General features: G+C 58.7%; 12 protein-coding genes and 2 tRNA genes. 9 read left to right on the top strand and 5 right to left on the bottom strand.

The features are described 5' to 3' along the window. The first annotated feature begins 7 nt into the window (after positions 1-7). The 3 genes from pgsA (at position 8) to BLV11_RS14285 (ending at position 967) form a co-directional block, all read left to right on the top strand. Complete coding sequence (gene pgsA, locus BLV11_RS14295) at positions 8-601, top strand: CDP-diacylglycerol--glycerol-3-phosphate 3-phosphatidyltransferase (protein ID WP_091815893.1); 594 nt, start codon at positions 8-10, stop codon at positions 599-601. A 118-nt stretch (positions 602-719) separates the two neighbouring features. Then, positions 720-795: transfer RNA gene (locus BLV11_RS14290), tRNA-Gly, on the top strand. 98 nt (positions 796-893) lie between these two features. Further along, positions 894-967: transfer RNA gene (locus tag BLV11_RS14285), tRNA-Cys, on the top strand. A gap of 277 nt (positions 968-1,244) precedes the next feature. Here BLV11_RS14285 and BLV11_RS14280 read toward each other — a convergent pair. Genes BLV11_RS14280 through BLV11_RS14270 form a run of 3 tightly spaced genes read right to left on the bottom strand, consistent with a single transcriptional unit; the run spans position 1,245 to position 6,046 of the window. Further along, positions 1,245-2,807, bottom strand: coding sequence for an FGGY-family carbohydrate kinase (locus BLV11_RS14280; protein WP_091815890.1), 1,563 nt, complete (start codon positions 2,805-2,807; stop codon positions 1,245-1,247). After that, positions 2,794-4,425 (bottom strand): glycerol-3-phosphate dehydrogenase/oxidase, encoded by a 1,632-nt coding sequence (locus BLV11_RS14275; protein ID WP_245726042.1) that lies wholly within the window; start codon positions 4,423-4,425, stop codon positions 2,794-2,796. Before BLV11_RS14275 ends, BLV11_RS14280 begins: the two co-directional genes overlap by 14 nt. A gap of 16 nt (positions 4,426-4,441) precedes the next feature. Continuing rightward, complete coding sequence (locus tag BLV11_RS14270; RefSeq protein ID WP_091815887.1) at positions 4,442-6,046, bottom strand: FAD-binding oxidoreductase; 1,605 nt, start codon at positions 6,044-6,046, stop codon at positions 4,442-4,444. Between the two features lie 352 nt (positions 6,047-6,398). On the opposite strand from BLV11_RS14270, the gene recC reads away from it, so the two are divergent. From recC to recD, 3 genes are read left to right on the top strand one after another with little or no spacing between them, the layout of a single operon-like run. Beyond that, on the top strand, positions 6,399-10,007 hold the full coding sequence (gene recC / locus BLV11_RS14265; protein WP_091815884.1) for an exodeoxyribonuclease V subunit gamma: 3,609 nt from the start codon (positions 6,399-6,401) through the stop codon (positions 10,005-10,007). A gap of 1 nt (position 10,008) precedes the next feature. Then, complete coding sequence (gene recB / locus BLV11_RS14260; protein ID WP_091815881.1) at positions 10,009-13,788, top strand: exodeoxyribonuclease V subunit beta; 3,780 nt, start codon at positions 10,009-10,011, stop codon at positions 13,786-13,788. Next, the gene (gene recD, locus BLV11_RS14255; protein WP_091815877.1) at positions 13,785-15,989 is read left to right on the top strand and encodes an exodeoxyribonuclease V subunit alpha; all 2,205 of its coding nucleotides are present in this window, start codon (positions 13,785-13,787) and stop codon (positions 15,987-15,989) included. Before recB ends, recD begins: the two co-directional genes overlap by 4 nt. Positions 15,990-15,997: 8 nt before the next feature. On the opposite strand, the gene BLV11_RS14250 is transcribed toward recD, so the two are convergent. Continuing rightward, positions 15,998-16,654 (bottom strand): transglutaminase-like cysteine peptidase, encoded by a 657-nt coding sequence (locus BLV11_RS14250; RefSeq protein WP_091815874.1) that lies wholly within the window; start codon positions 16,652-16,654, stop codon positions 15,998-16,000. A gap of 9 nt (positions 16,655-16,663) precedes the next feature. After that, entirely contained in the window at positions 16,664-17,317 is a 654-nt protein-coding gene (locus tag BLV11_RS14245; RefSeq protein WP_091815872.1) for a type II secretion system protein N, read from the bottom strand. 367 nt (positions 17,318-17,684) lie between these two features. Between BLV11_RS14245 and gspE the strand changes: the two genes are divergently transcribed. From gspE to gspG, 3 genes are all read left to right on the top strand, one after another. Continuing rightward, positions 17,685-19,196: a type II secretion system ATPase GspE gene (gene gspE / locus BLV11_RS14240; RefSeq protein WP_175528361.1), complete on the top strand. Its 1,512-nt coding sequence runs from the start codon at positions 17,685-17,687 to the stop codon at positions 19,194-19,196. Positions 19,197-19,202: 6 nt separating this feature from the next. Then, positions 19,203-20,414, top strand: coding sequence for a type II secretion system inner membrane protein GspF (gene gspF, locus BLV11_RS14235; protein WP_091815869.1), 1,212 nt, complete (start codon positions 19,203-19,205; stop codon positions 20,412-20,414). An 88-nt stretch (positions 20,415-20,502) separates the two neighbouring features. Then, a complete protein-coding gene (gspG, locus tag BLV11_RS14230; protein ID WP_091816348.1) occupies positions 20,503-20,955 on the top strand; it encodes a type II secretion system major pseudopilin GspG in 453 nt (150 codons plus the stop codon). The last annotated feature ends 6 nt before the right edge of the window (positions 20,956-20,961 follow it).

Genomic DNA, 20,961 nt, shown 5'->3' with positions numbered 1-20,961 from the left:
AAGATTTATGAATGTACCCAATATTCTGACGCTTTCGCGCATCGTGATGATTCCGGTATTCGTGGTTATATTTTACCTGCCGGTTGAATGGCGATACGTGGTCAGTGCGGCAATCTTTGCCCTGGCAGGGGCCACCGACTGGCTCGATGGCTATCTGGCCCGCAAATTGGATCAGAGCACGCCTTTTGGCGCCTTTCTGGATCCGGTCGCTGACAAGCTGATGGTTGCCGTGGCGCTTACCGTGCTCGTTGAGGAGCATCACAGTGCAGTTCTGACCCTGCCGGCGGTCATCATTATAGGGCGTGAGATCGTGATCTCCGCGCTCAGGGAATGGATGGCTGAAATGGGCAGTCGGGCCAGTGTGGCCGTGTCCTATATTGGTAAGGTCAAGACGACCGCCCAGATGGTGGCCATTGTGATGTTGCTGGCCTTTCCTCCGGGTATTGCCTGGTCGTCCGTCGGCACAGTCCTTTTGTACCTGGCAGCGGCTTTGACCCTGTGGTCGATGGTGCTGTACCTGAAGGCTGCCTGGCCGGACCTGTTTCCATCCGCCCATCCAGCAAGTCCGGAACCCCTTGATGATGGGGTGATAAAGGATTGATCAAAGAATAATCAAGTAGTTACGGGTAAGTTTTTAGTAAAAAAGGGGTTGACTCTTCAGCTCGATCCATTAATATATGCGCCACTTCGACAGCAACAGCAAGTCGCAGTGATTCAGAGCGGGAATAGCTCAGTTGGTAGAGCACAACCTTGCCAAGGTTGGGGTCGCGAGTTCGAATCTCGTTTCCCGCTCCAATTTCCTCTCCGGTTCGCCCGGAATGGAAAGCAGTATCAAGTCTCTCACAGTCCACCTGAGAGCATAAAAGTCCCCTTATTTACTTCGGACTTTTCCCGGCGCGGTGGCAGAGTGGTTATGCAGCGGACTGCAACTCCGTGTACGCCGGTTCGATTCCGACCCGCGCCTCCATTTTTTCCTCAAGTTATCAAGTAGCGGCTGGCCTCAGGTTTCGTAGGTCAGAAAAGGCTGCGAATATTCTTTATTGCTTTCGATCCCGTTACGCACTGCTTTCACTGATACAGTTCAGTGTTGAGCTGGCGGGCTTTTGCCTGCGATTGGCGTGTCTGACCAATTTGGAGGCTGACACCCCAAGGCGGCCCCAATAAAAAAGGCTCCCGGATTCGTCCAGGAGCCTTTTTTATTGGGAAAGCATTCGCGTGACCAGCCTTTAGGCTGATGTCAGGCGCTACTTCGGGTACCCCGTGATGTTCCGGATTTTGTGATACAGCGGCTGCAGCCTGGGATACATGTCCAGGTAAACCTCCCGATACAGCCGGTTGTAGAGCGCGCTGGTCTCTGGGTTTGGGTAAAAAGTGTCGCCAACCCGGGTCATTTTTGCCACTGCAGTGGCGAAATCCGGATGAAGTTTCAGGCCGACTGCTGCATCAATCGCTGCACCAAGGCCCGAGGTTTCATAGGTGTGAGGGCGCTCGGCCGGTAACCCGAAGATATCGGCGGTCAGCTGCATGGCGGCGTTGCTCTGAGAACCGCCCCCGGCGACCCGCAGCCTGCGTATTTTCTGCCCGCTACGCTTTTCGATGCGCTCCTTGCCTTCGCGCAGGGCGTAGGCAAGCCCTTCGAGAATGGCGCGATAGAGATGGGCGCGGGTGTGGACGTCGCCAAATCCAATGATCGAACCTTTTGCCTCTGGCCCCGGGTTTCGTACCCCTGGCGACCAGTAAGGCTGCAGCATCAGGCCCATGGATCCTGCCGGCACCGAATCGACCAGCTCATCGAACAACGCTTCCGGCTCAATGCCCCGAGCCTCTGCAAGTTTTTGCTCCCGCAGCCCGAACTGCTGCTTGAACCAGCTGACCATCCAGAATCCCCGATAGATCATCACCTCAGTGGAGTAGTGACCGGGTAGGGCTGAAGGGTACGGTGGCATGAAGCGGGTTGGTTCGACATAACGCCTGCTGGTGGTGTTGATGGTGGCGGTGGTGCCATAGCTCATACAGCCAACATCAGGCGTGAGTCCACCGGAGCCCAGAATTTCACACGCTTTGTCGGAAGCGGCTGCGATAACTGGCAACCCCTGCGGAACTCCGAGATGGCTGGCGGCTTCAGCATGAAGGTGACCAATGGTTTCGCCTGGCTGAACGAGATCCGGAAGCATGTCTCGGGTCACCGGCATTGCCTGCCACTTGAAGTCCCTGGGCGAAGCCCAGCGCTGGTTCTTGTAGTCAAAGGGGAGATAACCAACCTGGCTGCCGGTGGAATCGCGAAACTCCCCGGTCAGCCGATAATTCAGGTATCCGGACAACAGCAGGTAGTGAGCCGTATTGGCCCAGATGTCCGGTTGGTTCTGGGCAATCCAGTTGGCCTGGGTCTTCTCCCTGAAGCGCTCAATGGTCTCCTCCAGGCGTAACGTCTTGAACAGCCAGCCCCAGGGACCTTTGAGGGGGCCGTCGACCCGGGCATGACGCTGGTCGAGCCAGGTGATGGCCGGACGCAGGGGCTTGCCGTCGCTGTCCAGGTTAATCACGGTTCCGCGCTGGGTGGTGACGGTGATACCGGCGACCTGATCCGGACGAATATCCGTCGATGACCACAGCCGTTGGCAGGCCTTGCCAAGTTGCTCCCAGAAATACTCTGGATGCTGTTCTGCCCAGCCCGGCTGTTCGGAAAAGTAAGGTTCAATTTCCTGCTTGCCCTTGCCGACCAGATGGCCGCAGCTATCAAACAACAGCGCGCGAACACTTTGGGTGCCGTTGTCGATTGCCAGAATGAGAGGGTCAGACTGCGCCATGCGGTGCCTCCGGAGCTGTAGTGTCAGAGGAAGGCAGAGAGTAGTTTTCACGCCAGATGGCCAGGTATCGTTCGCGCTCTTTCACCCAGGCGGCCTTGTCCCAGCCCAATGCGGCGCTGCAGGCTTTTTCAATAAGATCCAGCAGCTCACTGGCCCCGTTGGGGAGCATCAGACCGAGACGGGTGCGTCGGAGCATCAGGTCATCCAGGTGAATGACATCGGTGTTAGCGGCGGCCCAGATCAGTTCACACCAGTAGGTGTCGGTTCCGGGTATCTTCAGCGGTTCACCGGACTCGAGCACTTTCGCCAACGCAGGGCCATAGCTCCCCTGGAGTTTGCGCCAGTCATTGTGCGGGATGCTATTGGGACGTTGTCCGCCGGCTTGGTCCGCGGATGGCGGGGGGGAGAAGCCGGGCAGAGCATCGTCCGGCAGTTGCAGATGCGTCAGGTAAGGGCGGCACTGCTCGAGGATCTGCCGGGCAATCAGCCGATAGGTGGTCAGCTTACCGCCGGCGACGTTGACCAGTCCCTGATGATCCCAGATCACGTGTTCGCGGTTTTCTTTTGAGGGCGCCTTGCCCGGGCCTTCACTGACCACCGGGCGCACCCCGGCCCAGGTCGCAACAATCTCGTTGCGGGTAATCTGGCGGCCGGGAAACAGTGTCGACGAGATCTTCAGCAGATATTCCAGTTCTCCCTCGGTAATCCGGGGCTCGAGGTCCAGGGGCGCGGGATGATCAAGATCGGTGGTCCCCAGAACCGTCATGCCGTGCCAGGGGAACGCGAATACCGGACGACGATCTTCAGGGTGCAGCAGTGACACTGAGCACGATACCGGCAGGCTTTCATAAGGGAGTACCAGGTGACTGCCGCGTAACGGACGGATGCTTCGTTGCGATTGCCCATCCCCGGGATCGACCTCACTCGCCCAGGCGCCGGTTGCATTCACAATGACGGGGGCAGACAGCTCAAAACTCTTAACCTGTGGCCCGGACGTGTCGGTGAGGGTTACGGTCCTCTTGCCTCCATTGGCAGGTCCGACGCTGGCCTTGAGATAGTTAAGGCACCAGGCCCCGGAGTTTCTTGCTTCTTCAAGAATCCGCTGCACCAGTCTGGCATCGTCGGTGACAGCATCGAGGAAGCCGCTGGCACCCACCAGGTTCTGGGTACGTAAGCCCGGCACCCAGTTGAGGGTTTCGGCGGCATTGAGACGGCGGCGGGAACGGCGGCCTGCAAGCCGGTCGTAGACAGCCAGGAGCAGGCCAAACAACCAGGGGCCCGGAAACTGTCGCCGGTAATGAGGCATGAGGAACTGCAGCGGGCGCACCAGACCGGGAACCTCTTCCAGAAGCCGCTGGCGTTCCCGAACGGCATCACGGGTCAGACGGAACTGGCCGCTACCGAGATAACGGAGCCCGCCGTGAACCATTTTCGATGAGCGGCTCGACGTTCCCCAGGCAAAGTCCCGCTGTTCCACCAGCAGGGTTCGTAACCCGCCGGCAGCCGCTTCGCGAGCGATGCCGGCACCCGTGATACCGCCGCCTATCACTATGAGGTCAAATGCCAGGGCGCCATCTCTCAAGGCAGCAAGGGCATCCATCCGGGCCGGTTGGCGCATGGGGAGCCTCCGTTTCTTATTTGTTGATGGGCTGAATCAGGGTGCCAGGGTTCAGGCGTCCTTCCGGGTCAAAGATCTGGCACAGGCCGCTGATGGCTGCCATGCCAAGTTCACCCTTTTCAACCTCAAGGAAGGGAGCGTGATCTTTGCCAACACCGTGTTGGTGACTGATGGTCCCGCCGTTTTCAACAATGATGCGGGAGGTGCTTTGCTTGAGGCGCTGCCAGCGTGCCAAGGTGTCCTCATAGTTATCCGCGGTGCGGAAAACGTAGCTGGTGTAGATGCTGCATCCCTGACCGTAGAAATGGGACAAGTGGGTAAACACGTGCAGGCGTTCACCATCGTCAGTAAGGCCCTGGCGCAGATTGTCTTCAATCTTGCCGAGAAGCGCATCGACGTTGTCCCAGTCAGTGGCGGTTTCTAATGTGTCGACGGCATAGCCCATTTGCCAAAGAGCTTCCCGAAGGTAGGGCATGGTGAACCGTTTCTCAGCCCATTTCGCACCAAGGTATTTGCCGGTATAGACGCCATCGTAGGCAGAGCAATGTTTGCGGGCTTCGCTGAGGGCATGCCGACACTGATGCCGGGTGCCGGTTACACCGAAGGTCATCATGCACTTCTTATCACCGGCGCCCCGGAATGCGAGGAACTTCTCCAGCAGACGAATTTGTCCGGGGTGGCCGGCAAGGGCCAGCTGTGTTTCGGTTTCGACGGCATTACTGAGGCGTAGCATGGAAAGCTGGAGCCGATTCTGAACCAGCTCGCGCGCGGCATCCCTGGCTTGCGCCCAAGTCGGGAAAAACACCACGTGGAAGCTTTCCTGCTCGGGCAGACGGGTTACCCGTACTTTGACTTCCGTGATGATGCCTATCCGGCCTTCCGATCCCAGGACCATCTCTCGGACATCGGGGCCGGCGCTGGATGCGGGAATAGTGGGAATATCCAGAGAGCCCCTGAGGGTTTCGATACGACCACCGGCATAGAGTTGCTCGATACGGCCATAGCGCAGGGATTGCTGGCCGCTGGACCGGCTGGCGACCCAGCCACCGATGGTAGACAGCTCAAAGGATTGTGGAAAATGACCGAGTGTGTAGCCTTCAGCCCGCAACTGGGATTCCACGAGAGGGCCGGGGGTGCCGGCGCCGAAGGTTGCAATCTGGCTGTCGGTATCAATATCGATTAACCGGTTCATGGCGGCAAGACTGACGGTCAGCACCGGACGGGCATCCGCCAGGGGCGTGATATGGCCGGCAACGCTTGTACCGCCGCCGTAGGGGATGACCTTGACATCATTTGCCTGGGCGTAGGCCAGCAAAGTACGAACATCCTCACTGGTTTCAGGCAGTGCAACGCCATCCGGAAATACCCCGAAATGCCCGCTTCGCATGGCCAGCCAGTCGCACAGGCTTTGGCCGCGGGCGTGGCGGACCCGGATCTCTGCTCCGGTATCAATCAGCGGGTGAGGTGCCAGGCGAGAATCCGGAACCTGTGCGCATACGGATTCCAGAGTGGCATCCGCCAGCGGGGTGGCTTCACCGATTCGGTCGGCCAGGAACTGTTGCCCCTCTGCGGGCAGTTCCAGTGCAAATTGATCATCTCCCCAGCCATTCCAGCGTCGCATACCTGAAGCTCCTTTATTATATTGGCGACCAACAGGAGTTCAGTTCGGATAACAGACCTGCTGGTGATCCCCTAAAATGGGACCCAATCGATTGTAGCGGTTATGTCCCGTAACCTTTTGACCAAACACGCCAAGGCAAAGGGATTTTTACGCCACAATTTTGACTATAGACGACAAGCCCTGTCGCTTACGTCAACGACGATAGAGTCAGCGTTATCAGTCCGTCTCATCTGCGGGTGTAGTATTGTTGAGCGGAATAAACCGGTAACCCTGTGAAAAACAGTAATGTTTGGATACGGTGTCGGGTAAGGCTATGCTCCCGACCGTCATCACCGCCAGGATGTTGTTCACTATGCTCCAATCCCCCCAAGGGAAACCGTTGGCTTCGGCTGACACACCATCGTTGCCCGTCGGTTTTCAGGTGATCCACGCCAATCGCCTTGAGGACCTGCGTTCGCTGGTTGTTGAAGTTATTCGCAACTATCCCTTGGGGGCGCTGGATGACGAAGTGTTTCTTGTTCATTCGAACGGTATAGCGCAGTGGCTCAAGCTCGCGCTGGCCAGGGATGATGACGACTCCGAGATGGCAGGACTGGGTATTGCAGCGGCAATGAAGTTCTCGTTGCCTTCGCGCTTTCTTTGGCAGGCGTACCGGGCGGTGCTCGGAGATGACGTTGTTGCTACCCAGTCGCCGTACGACAAGGATCAGTTGGTCTGGCGCCTCTACCGCATTCTGCCTGATCTGGTATCCGAGCCGGTGTTTGATTCCCTGGCTCGATTTCTTGCAGGCGAAGAGTCCGATCGCCGCCGCTATCAGCTGGCGGAGCGCATCGCTGACCTGTTCGACCAGTATCAGGTCTATCGGGCGGACTGGCTTGAAGGCTGGCGCCAGCATCGCGATGTGATCCGCATGCGTGGAAACCAGGAACGCCCTCTGCCGCAAGAGCAGCAGTGGCAGGCCGAACTTTGGCGGCGGCTGGTCGCTGATATTGAGACAAAGCCCAACAACGATTCTGGCGATAGCCGCGCTGATATCCACCACCGGTTCCTGGCGGCAGCGTCCACGCTCACGGCCAGGAACCGGCCCCGGGGGCTGCCCAGACGCCTGGTGGTATTTGGGGTTTCTTCACTCCCCCAACAGACGCTTGAAGTGTTGAGCCTGCTGGGGCAGTGCATGCAGGTACTGCTGTGCGTGCACAACCCCTGCAAATATTTTTGGGCCGACATCGTCGAAGACCGGGAGTTGTTGCGGGCATCCCGGAAACGGGGCCTGCAACGCAACGATATGCCGGACGTGTTGAATGACAATAACCTGCACCTCCATGCCCATCCTTTGCTGGCGGCTTGGGGAAAGCAGGGTCGGGATTACATTCGCTTGCTCGATGAGTACGACGATCAGAGCAGCTATCGCCACTGTTTCGAGTCTATTGACCTGTTTCGGCCACCCTGGGATGAACATGAAGCCGGTGTTGGGAGCCAGCACCAGGCGCCCAACCTGCTGATGGCGATTCAGGACGATATCCTCAACCTGCGCCCGGTCAGCGAGGCAACCCGCACCATGGCGCTGGATCAGATTGACGACTCCATCGTCTTTCATAGCTGCCACAGTGCCCAACGGGAGGTCGAGGTTCTCCACGACCAGTTACTGGCCGCTTTTGAGGTGGATCCGGACCTCCGACCCCAGGACATCATTGTGATGGTGCCGGACATCGACAGCTATACGCCCCACATTCAGGCGGTGTTCGGCCAGCTTGATCCGCAAGATCCCCGTTACATTCCTTTTACCGTCTCCGACCAGGGGCAGCGCCATAAGCTGCCGGCCTTGATTGCTCTGGAGAAGCTGCTGTCGTTACCGGAATCCCGACTTGCAGTGAGCGATATACTCGACCTGCTCGATGTTCCCGCGTTGCGGCAACGGTTCGGACTTGAAGAAAGCGATCTGCCGCAACTGCACCAGTGGATTCACGGGGCCAATATTCGATGGGGGCTGGATGGCGCCCATCGTGCTTGCCATGAGCTGCCTGAGGGGATGGAACAGAACACCTGGCTGTTCGGTCTGCGGCGAATGTTGCTGGGCTATGCGGTGGGTGACGGCGAGGCTTGGCAGGGCATTGAGCCCTACGGCGAGGTCGGTGGGCTTGAAAGCAGGCTTGCAGGTCAGCTTGAGCTGTTTTTACGGCGGTTGGCTGAACTTTGGCAATCGCTTCAGACGGCGAGGCAACCGCTGGAGTGGGCCGACATGCTGACCGCAATGCGGGAGGGTTTCTTCGTTAATCTGGAGGATGACGATACCCTGGTGTTTTCTCACCTTGAGCAGGTAGTGGAGAAGTGGATTGAGGCGTGCCGTACCGGAGGGCTGGAGGAGGAGGTGTTACCACTGCAGATTGTCCGCGAAGTCTGGCTTTCCGGGCTGGAGAAAGGCGGCCTCAGCCAGCGTTTCCTCGCCGGAAAAGTGAATTTTGCTACGCTCATGCCGATGCGAGCCATTCCATTCAAGCGTATTTGCCTGTTGGGAATGAGTGACGGCGAATACCCCCGCAGCCAGTCTCCAGTAGATTTCGATCTGATGGCTGACGACTACCGTCCAGGCGACCGTTCGCGCCGGGAAGATGATCGGTACCTCTTCCTGGAAGCGTTTCTTTCTTCTAGAAACCAGCTTTATATCAGTTGGGTAGGCCGAAGTATTAATGACAATTCTGAGCGGCCACCCTCGGTATTGGTGGCTCAGCTACAGGATCATCTGGACACGATTCGGCCTCTGGAGCCTGCCGGTGCCAGCCTGACGGAGCACCTGACCACGGTTCACCCGCTGCAGCCGTTCAGCCCCCGTTATTTCCCCAATGGCCCGGAATCGGGGGGGCTGTTCACCTTTGCCAAGGAGTGGCGGGCAGCGCATGCGCCTCGCGAATCAGTGGCCAAGGGAACGGGCGGTCTTGACGGAACCCGGCCCGCGTATCTGCTGGAGGAACCGCTCACGCTTGCGGCACTGGGCGGCTTTCTCCGTTCGCCGGTCGAGTGCTTTTTCCAGCAGCGGTTGGGCATCCGTTTTTCAGAGCTGGAAGAACCGCTTTGTGACGATGAACCCTTTGTGCTTGATGGTCTCGAACGGTGGAAACTGACCGACGAACTTATACGTGAAGCGTTACTCGGCAACGACCGGGGCGAAGGCGGGAACACTGCGGAGCAGGACTTTTCGGACCAAGATGGCTCCGTTTTGCGAAACCGCCTGAATGGAATCATTCAGCGTCAGGCGGCCAGAGGGGACTTTCCCCAGGGCGGTATTGGTCAGGTGCTTCAGCAACAGGTTGGGCTGGATCTCCCTGAGCTGTATCAGCGTTATCAGGAATCGCTGCGTCAGTTCCCGGACGCGATGGATCTCCAGTTGTTCCGGTTTGATGTGACGGTTCACGACCAGCCAGTGTCGGTTGAGGACTGGGTTGGCGGCGTACGACAGTCGCCGACAGGCGGGCGGGCCTGTATCACCGTCTCAAGCAGTAATCTGGTCGACGGCCGTAAACGCTATCGCTGGGGCCCGGCGCTGACGCCGTGGATCAGGCACCTGGCGGCGTGTCTGCTGAACTCTGATCCCTGCACGACAATTCTCTTGAGCAAGGTCGGTAAAATGATGTTTCCGCCATTGCCGGCCGAGGTGGCCGCCGAGCACCTGACATCGCTCCTTTCGGGTTGGCTCTCCAGTCTCGAAAGCCCCCTGGCAATTGCGCCGAATACTGCCTTTGCCTGGCTGGCGTGGGTCGACAAGGATGAGGACAAAGCGCTCTCGGAAGCCCGTGCGGCCTATGAGGGAGGTTTCAATACCAAGGGCGAGGTGGATCAGCGCCCGGCCTTGCGGCGCGCCTTCCCTGACTTTGACGCGTTAATGGCCAATGGCGAGTTTCGCCACTGGGCAGACGTCTTGTATCGCCCCCTGTGGCTGGCGGTAAAACAGGGCGGGGAGGCCTGACATGAGTGACCAGATTCAGACCGAAACCACGCGGCTGGGTGACCCGAGGGCTCCGCAGGTGCTGAACCCGCTGACCCTGCCGCTACGGGGAAGTCAGCTCATTGAAGCCAGCGCCGGAACCGGTAAAACGTTCACCATCGCCATGCTCTACGTACGTGCGATTCTCGGCCACGGCCAGACCCCTGAATGTGGCCGTCCGTTGACCCCCCGGGATATTTTGGTGGTGACCTTCACCGAGGCGGCCACCAAGGAGCTTCGAGACCGTATCCGCAAGCGGCTGGCAGAGGCTGCCGAGGTATTCCGGCAACCAGCCTCTGAGCAGGGCTCCGGAGCCCATGGTGAGGGGCCATTGCAGGCCCTTCGGAACGACTACCCGGACTCAGACAGCTGGCCGGCACGAGCTCGATTGCTGCAATTGGCGGCGGAGTCGATGGATGAGGCATCGGTGCATACGATCCATGGCTGGTGCAACCGGATGCTTAACGAGCACGCATTTGATAGCGGCGGCTTGTTCAATCAGACCCTTGAGACCGATCATGGCGAACTGCTACTGCAAGTGATCAAGGATTACTGGCGCAGCTTTGTGGTCCCGATGGATGAAGGGATCGCCAATCTCTGGCTTGACCAGTTTGCATCGCCACAGGCGCTCAGAACATCGCTGAGCGACCTTCTGCCCCTTGAACGTCAATTGCCGGAACCGTCAGGCACCCCAGCCAGTCTGCTGGGGGCTCGTGTCGAAGAGCTGCGTTCGACGTTTGCGCATGTGCGGACGACAATAGCGGCGGATGCCGAGGATTTTCTTGCGGTACTGACGGAGGCGTCCGGACGTAAGGATTTTAATGGTAACTCCCTGAGACTGAAGAATGTCGCTGGCTGGCTTGAGTCCCTCAAGCAATGGGCCGGGGGGCAGGACCTGGCGGCGCCAGCTCTGACCCCGGCTGCCTGGGACCGGCTCAGTCCGGACGGTATTGGTCAGGCCTGGAAGAAAGGAACGCCTCCGGTGGACCACCCGCTGATTGAGAGCGTCGTGGCCTTGCGTTCGGTCTGTCGTGAGCCGCTGCCAGTCCAGGCAATGCTCTTCCATGCCTGTCACTGGGTTGCTGACCGGCTGGAGCGTGAAAAACAGCGACGGGCCGAGATGGGGTTCGATGATCTGCTCGAGCGGATGGACCAGGCCCTGGCCGGTGCCAGTGGGCCACGGCTGTCCAATGCCATCCGCCAGCAATTTCCGCTGGTGATGATCGACGAGTTCCAGGACACAGACCCGGTCCAGTACCGGATCTTTGATTCGATCTACCACGCGAGCGAGAACCGCCCGGAGTCGGGGTTGCTGATGATCGGCGACCCCAAACAGGCAATCTATGGCTTCCGTGGTGCGGATATCTATACCTACCTGAAAGCCCGTAAGGATACCGCTGACCGTCAGGTGACCCTGCCGAAGAACTTTCGCTCGGCCACCGCAATGGTCGAGGCCACCAATCACCTGTTTGGGCATGGCGAGCAGCAAGCGATCAAGGGGGCTTTCCTGTTCGGGCAGGGCGACGACAACCCGGTGCCGTTCCACGCCGTCGGGGCCCAGGGACGCCAGGAGAGCCTGCGGATAGAAGGGCAGTTAGCACCCGCGCTGACGTTCTGGGCGCAGGATTCGGAAGACAGGAAGTCCGATGTCATGACGAATGTTGCCGAGACCTGTGCGTCGGAGATTGTTCGCCTCCTGAACCTTGGCCAGAACGGCCAGGCAGGATTTGCGGATGAGACGGGGAGCTGGCAACCCCTGAACGCTTCGGATCTTGCGGTGCTGGTCAACAACGGCACCGAGGCGGCACTGGTGCGACAAGCGCTGGCCAACCGTGGGGTCAAAAGTGTCTACCTGTCAGATCGCCGCTCTGTCCTCGACACTACGGAGGCCCGGGATCTGATCTACTGGCTGGAAGCCTGTGCCGAACCCGAGCGGGACAATCTGGTTCGGGCAGCGCTGGCGACAACCACACTGGCCGTAGACTGGGCCACTCTTGATCAGCTTAGGAACAACGAACTGGCCTGGGAGACAACCCTTGAGCATTTTCGTGGGTTCCGACAGGTCTGGCGCCAGCAAGGCGTGCTGGCTATGGTTCGGTGCGTGCTCAACCACTTCGATGTTCCGGCCCGGTTGCTTTCCCAGCCTGAGGGCGAGCGCGCGCTGACCGACGTTCTTCATCTTGCCGAGCTGTTGCAGCAGGAAAGCCAGCAAGTGGATGGCGAGCAGTCACTGATTCGCCGGTTCAGCGAGATGGTCGCAGCAACCAGCCATCGCTCCGATGCGATGCAGGTTCGGCTGGAAAGCGATGCGGAACTGGTTCAGGTGATTACGGTGCATAAATCCAAGGGGCTGGAATACCCGCTGGTCTTCCTGCCCTTTGCCACCAATTGCCGGCCTGCGACGGGTAAACGCCTGCCTCTGATCTGGCACGACGACGAGGGCGATCAACAACTGGCCTTTGAGGCCCGGGACGATGTTCTGACGCGGGTTGATCAGGAGCGGCTTGGCGAGGATATCCGCAAACTGTACGTGGCGTTGACCCGCGCCCGTCACGGCACCTGGGTGGGGGCGCCGGCACTCAAGGGTGAAGAGGCCCGCAGTGCGCTGAGTTACCTGGTTGCACAGAAGTCAGAGGAGCCGATCAGCGCTGGCCTAAGACGAATGGCGGAAGGCTGTAGGGATATCCTTGTGCAGCCGTTGCCAGCACCGACCGAGGCGATCTACCAGCCACCCAGGGCCGCCGAACTGGGAAACGCTCGGGAACGGACGGCCCCTGGTTGGGACAGCTGGTGGATCGCCAGTTACTCGGCGATCCGCTATCGGGTTGCAGCCACGGATGACGTCATCCCAGAGGTCCCGGCTGAGTCTGAAACGGCCGGTGCGGAGCGGATCCGGGAAGAAGCCGAACCGGCAACCAGGGCTGCCGCACCCCCTGTAGTGCAGAAACCCGCGCCAGACTCGGTTCAGATCCACGGTTTTTATCGAGGGGCTGGGCCGGGCACGTTCCTGCATAGCCTGCTGGAGTGGGCGGCCGAGGAGGGATTTCAGCGCGCCTGCGAAAACGGCCCGGCGCGTCGTGAACTCATCGAAAGCCGCAGCCGGTTACGGGGATGGGACGCCTGGACCGGGCCTCTGGATCACTGGCTGGTTGATTTCCTTCAGACTCGCCTGTCATTGCCTTCACAGCCTGATGGTTCAGCTTCTGAGGTCAGCCTCGCGATGCTGGATCAGGCAGTGCCAGAGATGGAGTTCTGGATATCCAGCCAGGGCGTCAGTACCGGCGAACTGGATCGGCTGGTTCGCCAGCACACCATGACCCACTGGAACCGGGAGCAGATTCCGGAGCGTCCCGCAGCGGACGACATGATGCTAAGGGGTATGTTGAAAGGCTTTATCGACCTCGTGTTTGAGCATGAAGGCCGTTATTACGTGGCGGATTACAAGTCCAACTACCTCGGGCCCGGCGATGAGGACTACAGCGACATGGCTATGGCGGGCGTTGTTGCAGAAAAGCGCTATGACTTGCAGTTTGCACTCTACCTGCTGGCGCTCCATCGCCTCCTCAGAACGCGTCTTCCGGACTACGATTACGACCGCCACGTCGGAGGTGCTGTCTACCTGTTTCTGCGTGGCAACAAGGCCGAAAGCCGGGGCGTGTATTGTGAACGTCCAGACCGTTCATTGATTGACGCTCTGGATCAGTTGTTCCGTACCGGCAAGTCCGGTCAGGATGGGGTGATGACTCAGGAGGCACTGCTATGAGCCAGTTTCAGCCCGCCGCCGGGGCCAGTACGGCCGACGTTGGCACGAGTCTGGATAGCCGTGAACGCCTTCTTGCGCTGCTGGACCAGTGGGTAGACCTCGGATGGCTGCGCGCACTTGATAGCGCCATGGCCCGTTTTCTTGACACTGAGGCGGACGCGGCGGGACAACCACCCAGCCCGCTGCTGTTGTTGCTGGTGGCGCTGACATCTCACCAGTTGGGGCGAGGGCACGTATGCCTGGATCTTGAATTGATGGCGAAGGAAGGCTTTAACGACGCACTGTCGCTCCCCCCCGAAGACGAAAGCGTTCCGGACCGCTGTGAATTGCCGTCCGATGTGCTCGCTCAGGTCACTCCTGAACATTGGCAGGAGGCCTTGGGCCACCCGTTGTTAGTGGCGCAGCCGGGATTGGGATATGACGGGCGCAGCCCCTTGGTCAGGGCAGGCTCAAGAGTGTATCTGCGCCGGTTCTGGCGTTATGAACAGACGGTCTTTCAGCGTTTGCAGGCCCGACTCGGCTCGGTGCCCGGGCTAGAATACCCGACGCCTTCTCAAGGTTCTGAGGCGGCACTGATCAGTGCGCTGACGGTTTTGTTTCCTGGCCACCAGGAGGACGTGGACTGGCAGAAAGTGGCCTGCGCCAACGCTGCCCGTCAAGGATTCAGCGTAATCACCGGAGGACCCGGCACCGGAAAAACCACCACGGTGGTGAAACTACTGGCGGCATTGCAACATGGCGCGATGACCTCAGCCGATGAGCCGCGGGTGTTGCGGATTCAGCTCGCAGCCCCTACTGGTAAGGCCGCTGCCCGACTCAATGAATCCATCGCAGGTGCCGTCAAAGGTCTCGATCTTGGCGGATTGCCAGAGCCTGAGTTGTTAAGGGCGGCGATACCCACTGAGGTGACAACCCTGCACCGTTTGTTGGGAGCCATTCCCGGATCCCGTCGCTTCCGTCACGATCGCCTCAATCCGCTGATGGCAGACGTGCTGGTGATTGACGAAGCATCAATGGTGGATCTTGAAATGATGGCCCGGGTACTGGAAGCGCTGCCAGACGATGCCCGTTTGATACTTCTGGGCGATAAGGATCAACTGGCTTCGGTTGATGCCGGTGCGGTACTGGGTGAGCTGTGTCAGCGTGCGGCTACGGGCCATTACTGGCCGTCGACGGGCGCCTGGCTGGGTGAAGTGACGGGCTACCCCGTTCCCCGCGTACTGCTTGATGAACAGGGGAAGCCGCTGGACCAGGCCATTACCCTGTTACGCCGAAGCTATCGTTTCGACGAACATAGCGGCATTGGTCAACTCGCTGCTGCGGTTAATCAGGGCTGTGAAGGTGGGCGGAGTGGCGAACAGGCCCGCCAGCTGTTTAGTGCCGGTTACGCCGATCTTGCCAGGATTCCGGTTCCTGCGGCCAGCGCAGATGAGGTTATGGCGAGACATTGTGTGGAGGGGGGCCGGGAGAGCTTCCTGAACGGCGGCGAAGGGCGCCAGGATCGCGGCGGCGCGATTGATCCTCCTGCAGGGTACCGGCATTACCTCGAAACCATGAAGTCCAGCCGTCCGGATCGTCTTGCAGGGATTGAAGTCTGGGACCAATGGGCAGCATCGGTGCTTGAGGCTTTTGGGCGTTTCCAGGTGCTGGCTGCGCTGCGAAAAGGCCGATACGGTGTAGAGGGGCTCAATAAGCAGATCGCCGCCCGCCTCAAGGCCATGGGGTTGATCTCGGTGACCGACGGCTGGTACCCCGGACGGCCAGTGCTGGTCACTCGCAATGACTATGGTCTGGGGCTGATGAATGGCGATATTGGTATCGCATTGATGATCCCCGCCCGGCAGTGGGAAAACGGCCAGGAATCGGTGGATCCTGAGCATTTGGTGTTGCGCGTGGCTTTTCCGTCTGGTGATGGCGCCGGTGATATCCGCTGGGTGTTGCCAAGCCGGTTGCAGCAGATCGAAACGGTGTATGCGATGACGGTCCACAAATCCCAGGGTTCGGAATTTGATCACGCATGTCTGGTGCTTCCGGACCGAATCAGTCCGGTGCTGACCCGGGAGCTGGTCTACACCGGGATCACCCGGGCGAAATTCTGGTTCAGCCTCCTGTTACCGGATCAGGGGGTATTTGATGTGGCACTGGCGAGGCAGGTCAATCGGAGTTCCGGGTTGGGGGCGTGTCTGTTTGGAGAGGGATAAACCCAGGCTTATTGCATCGATTCAACCAGGCGCCGGTTAAGATCCTGCCACCGGCTGAGCCGCCCGGGGTCGCCGATGCGCTCATTGCTGGCGCCGATGCGGTTGAGCCACAGACCGTCACCATTGAAACTGTAAACAGGCTCCAGATCCGTTCGCTCCGAGGCGGGTCTGATTTCGCTGATCAGGTTGTCGAGGATCAGGGGGTCCGCATCCGGGGTGGGGTACCACGCCAGCACCATGTGTGCCTGGTTCAGTTCCAGCGCCTTGACGTAGGTGATGCGCAGCTGGGCATCAGGGATGCCGAGGGACTTCAGTGTGAGGTACTTGGCAATGGAAAAGTCTTCGCAATCGGCGCCGTTGGTAGCAAGCATTTCGACCGGGGTCGCCCAGTAGTCTTCCTGGCCCCAGTGCTTGATGTCATTCACGAAATTGACGCGATTGAAAAACGAGTTCACCAGAAACAGCTGGCGCTCGGTTGGCGCGTTGGCAGCCAGGGTCTGCAGGTTCTGCCAGTTTTCGAGCCGGGCCCGGGCCTCGTTACCAAACTCCTGCTGTACGTAGTTGAGAACGCGGTCGCTGACTTCGAAGGCGACCACAGCCGTCACCAGGAAAAATGCTGGGAGCAGGGCAAAACGTCTGGCAAAGTGCCTTATCCCCGGATCCATGGTGTGGCCTCAGTTGCTGTTACTTCTCAGACGCTCTCTAAGTTCTTCAAGTCTCTGACGAATCTCTTCGCGGCGTTGCTCCGATGCCTCGGGCGTCGTGAGCTGTGGTATCGCAGTTTGTTGCTCAGCCACTGGCTCGGGGTCCACGGGTTCTTCCTGGTCATTGGCTGCGAACTCCATGCCTTCACTTTCGGTTAACTCCGGAAAGTAGAGGTTTTCGAACTTGCCAGAGCGATTAATAATGACGCGATTGGCATGAACTGATCGCAATACCGCATTCCCGGGCAATTCATCTCCCACCAGATAAACATCGGTGATGGCGCGGGCATCCTCAATCAAAGCGCTGCCCGGAAACTCACCATCCGCTGCAAGAACGCCACGCAGTACCAGGCGCAGATTGGTCTCTGGCAGGTTTTCGGTATCCAGTGGCTCATTGGTAGCGTCGATGCTGGCAATACCGAACAGCGCAACATCCGACGCCTTGATCTGTTGTTCGGGCCGGGGCTGTGCTGACGTCGCAGTGTCTGTCAGGGCAAGCTGGTCACCGGGGGCACTGGTATCGTTTTGCCACTGCGAGTATCCCTGCCAGCCCAGAGTCGCGAGCATCACAACGGTAAGCAGGGCCGCGAGTAGCAGGGGAAGCCGGGCATTAATAGCAGCCATCTATTTCCTTATCTGTCTGTAACGGTCTTGGTTGGTTCGAGCCTGGGACCCGCTCATCGAACGGTACTCCACATTATCATAGCCTTTTTCGACGATAGCCGGCTCGGTTTACAGCGACTTTAACGGGCGTCTGTAGCGCCGAATTCATCCGACTGTGATTCTGATCGGCTATAAGTGAATGTATTGAGCCTGAACACAGAGAGTTCTGCATGTTAACGGTTATTCATGAAAAGACGCCGTCAAGGATCCCGGGGCCGCCCAAAATCGCAGTATAGTGTATAGAGTTGTTCAGCGGTTCCATATCCTATGGTAGCCTTTCAGAATTATTTGAATGACAAGGAAAACCTTGTTTCGTAACACGACGGGGATGAGCTTGAACACTGACACCGCAATTCCGCCGCAGGAACAGACATTGGGGCGTTTGCCATTTACTTTTGCCAAGCGTAATGGCGTTATCCTGACCCGTGATGAAAACGGTGAGGCCGTTATTCTGGTACGCCCAGGTGCGCCCCATTCTGCTCTGGCTGAAGCCAACCGGGTCAGTGGTGGCAGAGCCCGGTTCACGCCCATAGAGCCCGACCAGTTCGATGCTGCGCTTAATCAGGCCTACCAGAACGATTCCGCCGAAGCGATGCAGATGGTTGAAGGTATCGGCGATGATATGGATCTGGCCTCCCTTGCCGATTCGGTACCGGAAACTGAAGACCTGCTGGAGCAGGAAGACGATGCACCGATTATCCGCCTGATCAACGCGATTCTGACCGAGGCGGTCAAGAGTGGTGCCTCTGACGTTCATATCGAGACCTATGAGAAGCGTCTGGTCGTCCGTTTCCGGGTGGACGGTGTCTTACGGGAGGTGGTTCAGCCCAAACGCGCGCTTGCGCCGCTGCTGGTGTCCCGGATCAAGGTTATGGCCAAGCTGGACATTGCCGAGAAGCGGGTGCCTCAGGATGGCCGGATTGCCCTCAGGGTTGCTGGCCGTGAAGTGGACCTGCGGGTATCCACCATGCCGTCGGCAAACGGGGAGAGGGTGGTTCTGCGTCTTCTGGACAAGCAGGCCGGCAATATACGCCTTGAATCCCTTGGCATGTCCGAGGCAGATCTGAAGGTGCTGCGTAAGCTGATTTACCAACCCTACGGCATTTTACTCGTGACCGGTCCTACCGGTTCCGGTAAGTCCACCACGCTTTATGCGTCGTTGCTCGAAATCAACGATCGCAGCCGCAACATCCTTACGGTCGAGGATCCGATCGAATACAACCTGCCCGGCATTGGCCAGACTCAGGTAAACACCAAGGTCGACATGACCTTTGCCCGTGGTTTACGGGCGATCCTGCGTCAGGATCCAGATGTGGTTATGATCGGTGAGATCCGTGACCTTGAAACCGCTGAAATTGCCGTGCAGGCCAGTTTGACCGGTCATATGGTGCTGTCCACACTGCACACCAATACCGCCGTTGGCGCGATTACCCGTCTGATGGACATGGGGATTGAGCCCTTTCTGATCTCATCCAGTCTGGTGGGGGTGATTGCACAGCGCCTGGTGCGGGTGTTGTGTGAGGACTGTAAGGAAGCCACGGTGGCGTCCGAGGAACACTGCGAATTCATGCAGCAGGACCCGGCCAACCCGCCGACCATTTACCGACCGACCGGCTGTGAGAAGTGCAACCAGCTGGGCTACCGGGGCCGGATTGGTATCTATGAGCTGATTGAAGTCACTGATGACGTCCGCGCGCTGATCCACAAACGGGCTGGCGAACTGGAACTGGAGCACGAGACCCGCAAGCGCAGCCCGAGCATTCATGCTGATGGTGTCGACAAGATTCTGCGAGGCATTACCTCGGTGGAAGAAGTCCTGCGCGTGACCCACCGGAGCTGATAACCTATGCCCGCCTTTGATTACAAAGCACTGGATGCCCGGGGTAAGCAAAAACAGGGTGTGCTGGAAGCCGATAGCGCACGGGCTGTCCGGCAACAGCTGCGGGAAAAGGGGCTTTCGCCGCTGGAAGTGAATCCTGCGGTTGAAAAACCATCCCGCAGCAATCCGCTGAGCAGTCGCGGCGGACTCAGTGCCGCTGATCTGGCCCTGGTTACCCGTCAACTGGCCACGTTGATTCAGTCGGGCATCCCTATTGAGCAGGCCTTGTCGGCCGCTGCCCAGCAGTCCCAGAAGCCCCGCCTGAAGAGCATGATGATCGCGATTAGAGCCAAGGTTATGGAAGGCTATTCGCTGGCGGAGAGTCTGGGAGAGTTCCCACGGGCATTCCCCCGCCTTTATCGATCTACTGTGGCGGCCGGGGAACACGCCGGGCACCTGGACCTGGTGCTGAACCGGCTTGCTGATCACACCGAAAACCGCCAGGAAGCCCGCCAGAAAATTCAGCTGGCCGCCATTTACCCGATCATTCTCAGTGTGGTCGCTGTTGCCATCGTTATCTTTTTGCTGACTTATGTCGTGCCGGACATTATCGAAGTGTTCCTCAAGCAGGGGCAGGAACTGCCTGCACTGACCCGGGCGATGCTCGCTATTTCGGACTTCCTGTCGAGCTACGGCCTGTTCGTGGCGATCGCCATCGCACTGGCCGTTGTTGCCTTTCGGGTGGCGTTACGCAAGCCGGCGAACCGATTGCGCTTCCACCGGTCTCTGTTGAATATGCCGTTGTTTTCGGGGATGGTGCGTGGGGTCAATACCGCCCAATACGCCAGCACCCTGAGCATCCTCACGACCAGTGGGGTGCCGCTGGTGGAGGCGATGCGGATTGCCGGGGAAGTACTGTCCAATGACTACCTGCGCCAGGAACTTCGAGGCGCAGCCCAGAAAGTAAGCGAGGGCGGCTCCCTGCATCGCTCTCTCGATCAGACAGGCTATTTCCCGCCGATGATGCTGCATATGATTGCGAGCGGCGAGGCGAGTGGTGAACTGGACAGCATGCTCGAACGTACGGCTCGAATGCAGGAGAACACCCTGCAGGCAAAGATTGCGGCGATCGTTGGCCTGTTTGAGCCGATGATGTTGCTGGTGATGGGGGGCGTGGTACTGATTATCGTATTGGCGATTATGCTTCCGATTCTGAATATGAGTAACCTGGTCGGATAGTCCGGCCAGCCGAGTCTTTAAAAACAATAACAGGCTCACCAAGACGGCTTTCATCCATTACGGACTCAAGTGGAAAAGAGAAATGAAAATGACGAAGATGATGCAAACAAAAGGACCTGCACAGCGCGGCTTCACCCTGATTGAAATCATGGTGGTCATGGTCATCCTCGGCCTGCTGGTCGCCATTGTGGCACCAAACATCATGGGGCGAGGCGATCAGGCTAAAATCACCATCGCTGAAACCCAGATGAACAACATTTCCAATGCGCTGGATCTTTACCGGCTGGACAACAGTCACTACCCGTCCACCCAACAGGGGCTTGAGGCACTGGTGACAGAGCCTGCCGGCAGCCCTGAGCCCAAAAACTGGAACCCGGACGGCTACATGAAAAGTGTCCCGGAAGATCCCTGGGGCAACCCGTTCGAGTACATCAGCCCAGGTGTTGATGGCGACTATGACCTGATTTCCCTGGGCGCTGATGGCCAGCAGGGTGGCGACGGTGACAACGCTGATATCAGCTTCTGGAACATCAAGCAGTAAATTTGC

Source organism: Marinobacter mobilis (assembly GCF_900106945.1).
GTDB classification, from domain to species: Bacteria; Pseudomonadota; Gammaproteobacteria; order Pseudomonadales; family Oleiphilaceae; genus Marinobacter; species Marinobacter mobilis.
The sequence above is the reverse complement of the archived record's forward strand: the minus strand, read 5'-3'. Positions and strand labels throughout refer to the sequence as shown.

Excerpts from the sequence above, each read along its gene's own strand:
- pgsA (WP_091815893.1), top strand. The coding sequence starts at position 8 with ATGAATGTACCCAATATTCTGACGCTTTCGCGCATCGTGATGATTCCG.
- BLV11_RS14280 (WP_091815890.1), bottom strand. The coding sequence starts at position 2,807 with ATGGCGCAGTCTGACCCTCTCATTCTGGCAATCGACAACGGCACCCAA.
- BLV11_RS14275 (WP_245726042.1), bottom strand. The coding sequence starts at position 4,425 with ATGCGCCAACCGGCCCGGATGGATGCCCTTGCTGCCTTGAGAGATGGC.
- BLV11_RS14270 (WP_091815887.1), bottom strand. The coding sequence starts at position 6,046 with ATGCGACGCTGGAATGGCTGGGGAGATGATCAATTTGCACTGGAACTG.
- recC (WP_091815884.1), top strand. The coding sequence starts at position 6,399 with ATGCTCCAATCCCCCCAAGGGAAACCGTTGGCTTCGGCTGACACACCA.
- recB (WP_091815881.1), top strand. The coding sequence starts at position 10,009 with ATGAGTGACCAGATTCAGACCGAAACCACGCGGCTGGGTGACCCGAGG.
- recD (WP_091815877.1), top strand. The coding sequence starts at position 13,785 with ATGAGCCAGTTTCAGCCCGCCGCCGGGGCCAGTACGGCCGACGTTGGC.
- BLV11_RS14250 (WP_091815874.1), bottom strand. The coding sequence starts at position 16,654 with ATGGATCCGGGGATAAGGCACTTTGCCAGACGTTTTGCCCTGCTCCCA.
- BLV11_RS14245 (WP_091815872.1), bottom strand. The coding sequence starts at position 17,317 with ATGGCTGCTATTAATGCCCGGCTTCCCCTGCTACTCGCGGCCCTGCTT.
- gspE (WP_175528361.1), top strand. The coding sequence starts at position 17,685 with ATGAGCTTGAACACTGACACCGCAATTCCGCCGCAGGAACAGACATTG.
- gspF (WP_091815869.1), top strand. The coding sequence starts at position 19,203 with ATGCCCGCCTTTGATTACAAAGCACTGGATGCCCGGGGTAAGCAAAAA.
- gspG (WP_091816348.1), top strand. The coding sequence starts at position 20,503 with ATGACGAAGATGATGCAAACAAAAGGACCTGCACAGCGCGGCTTCACC.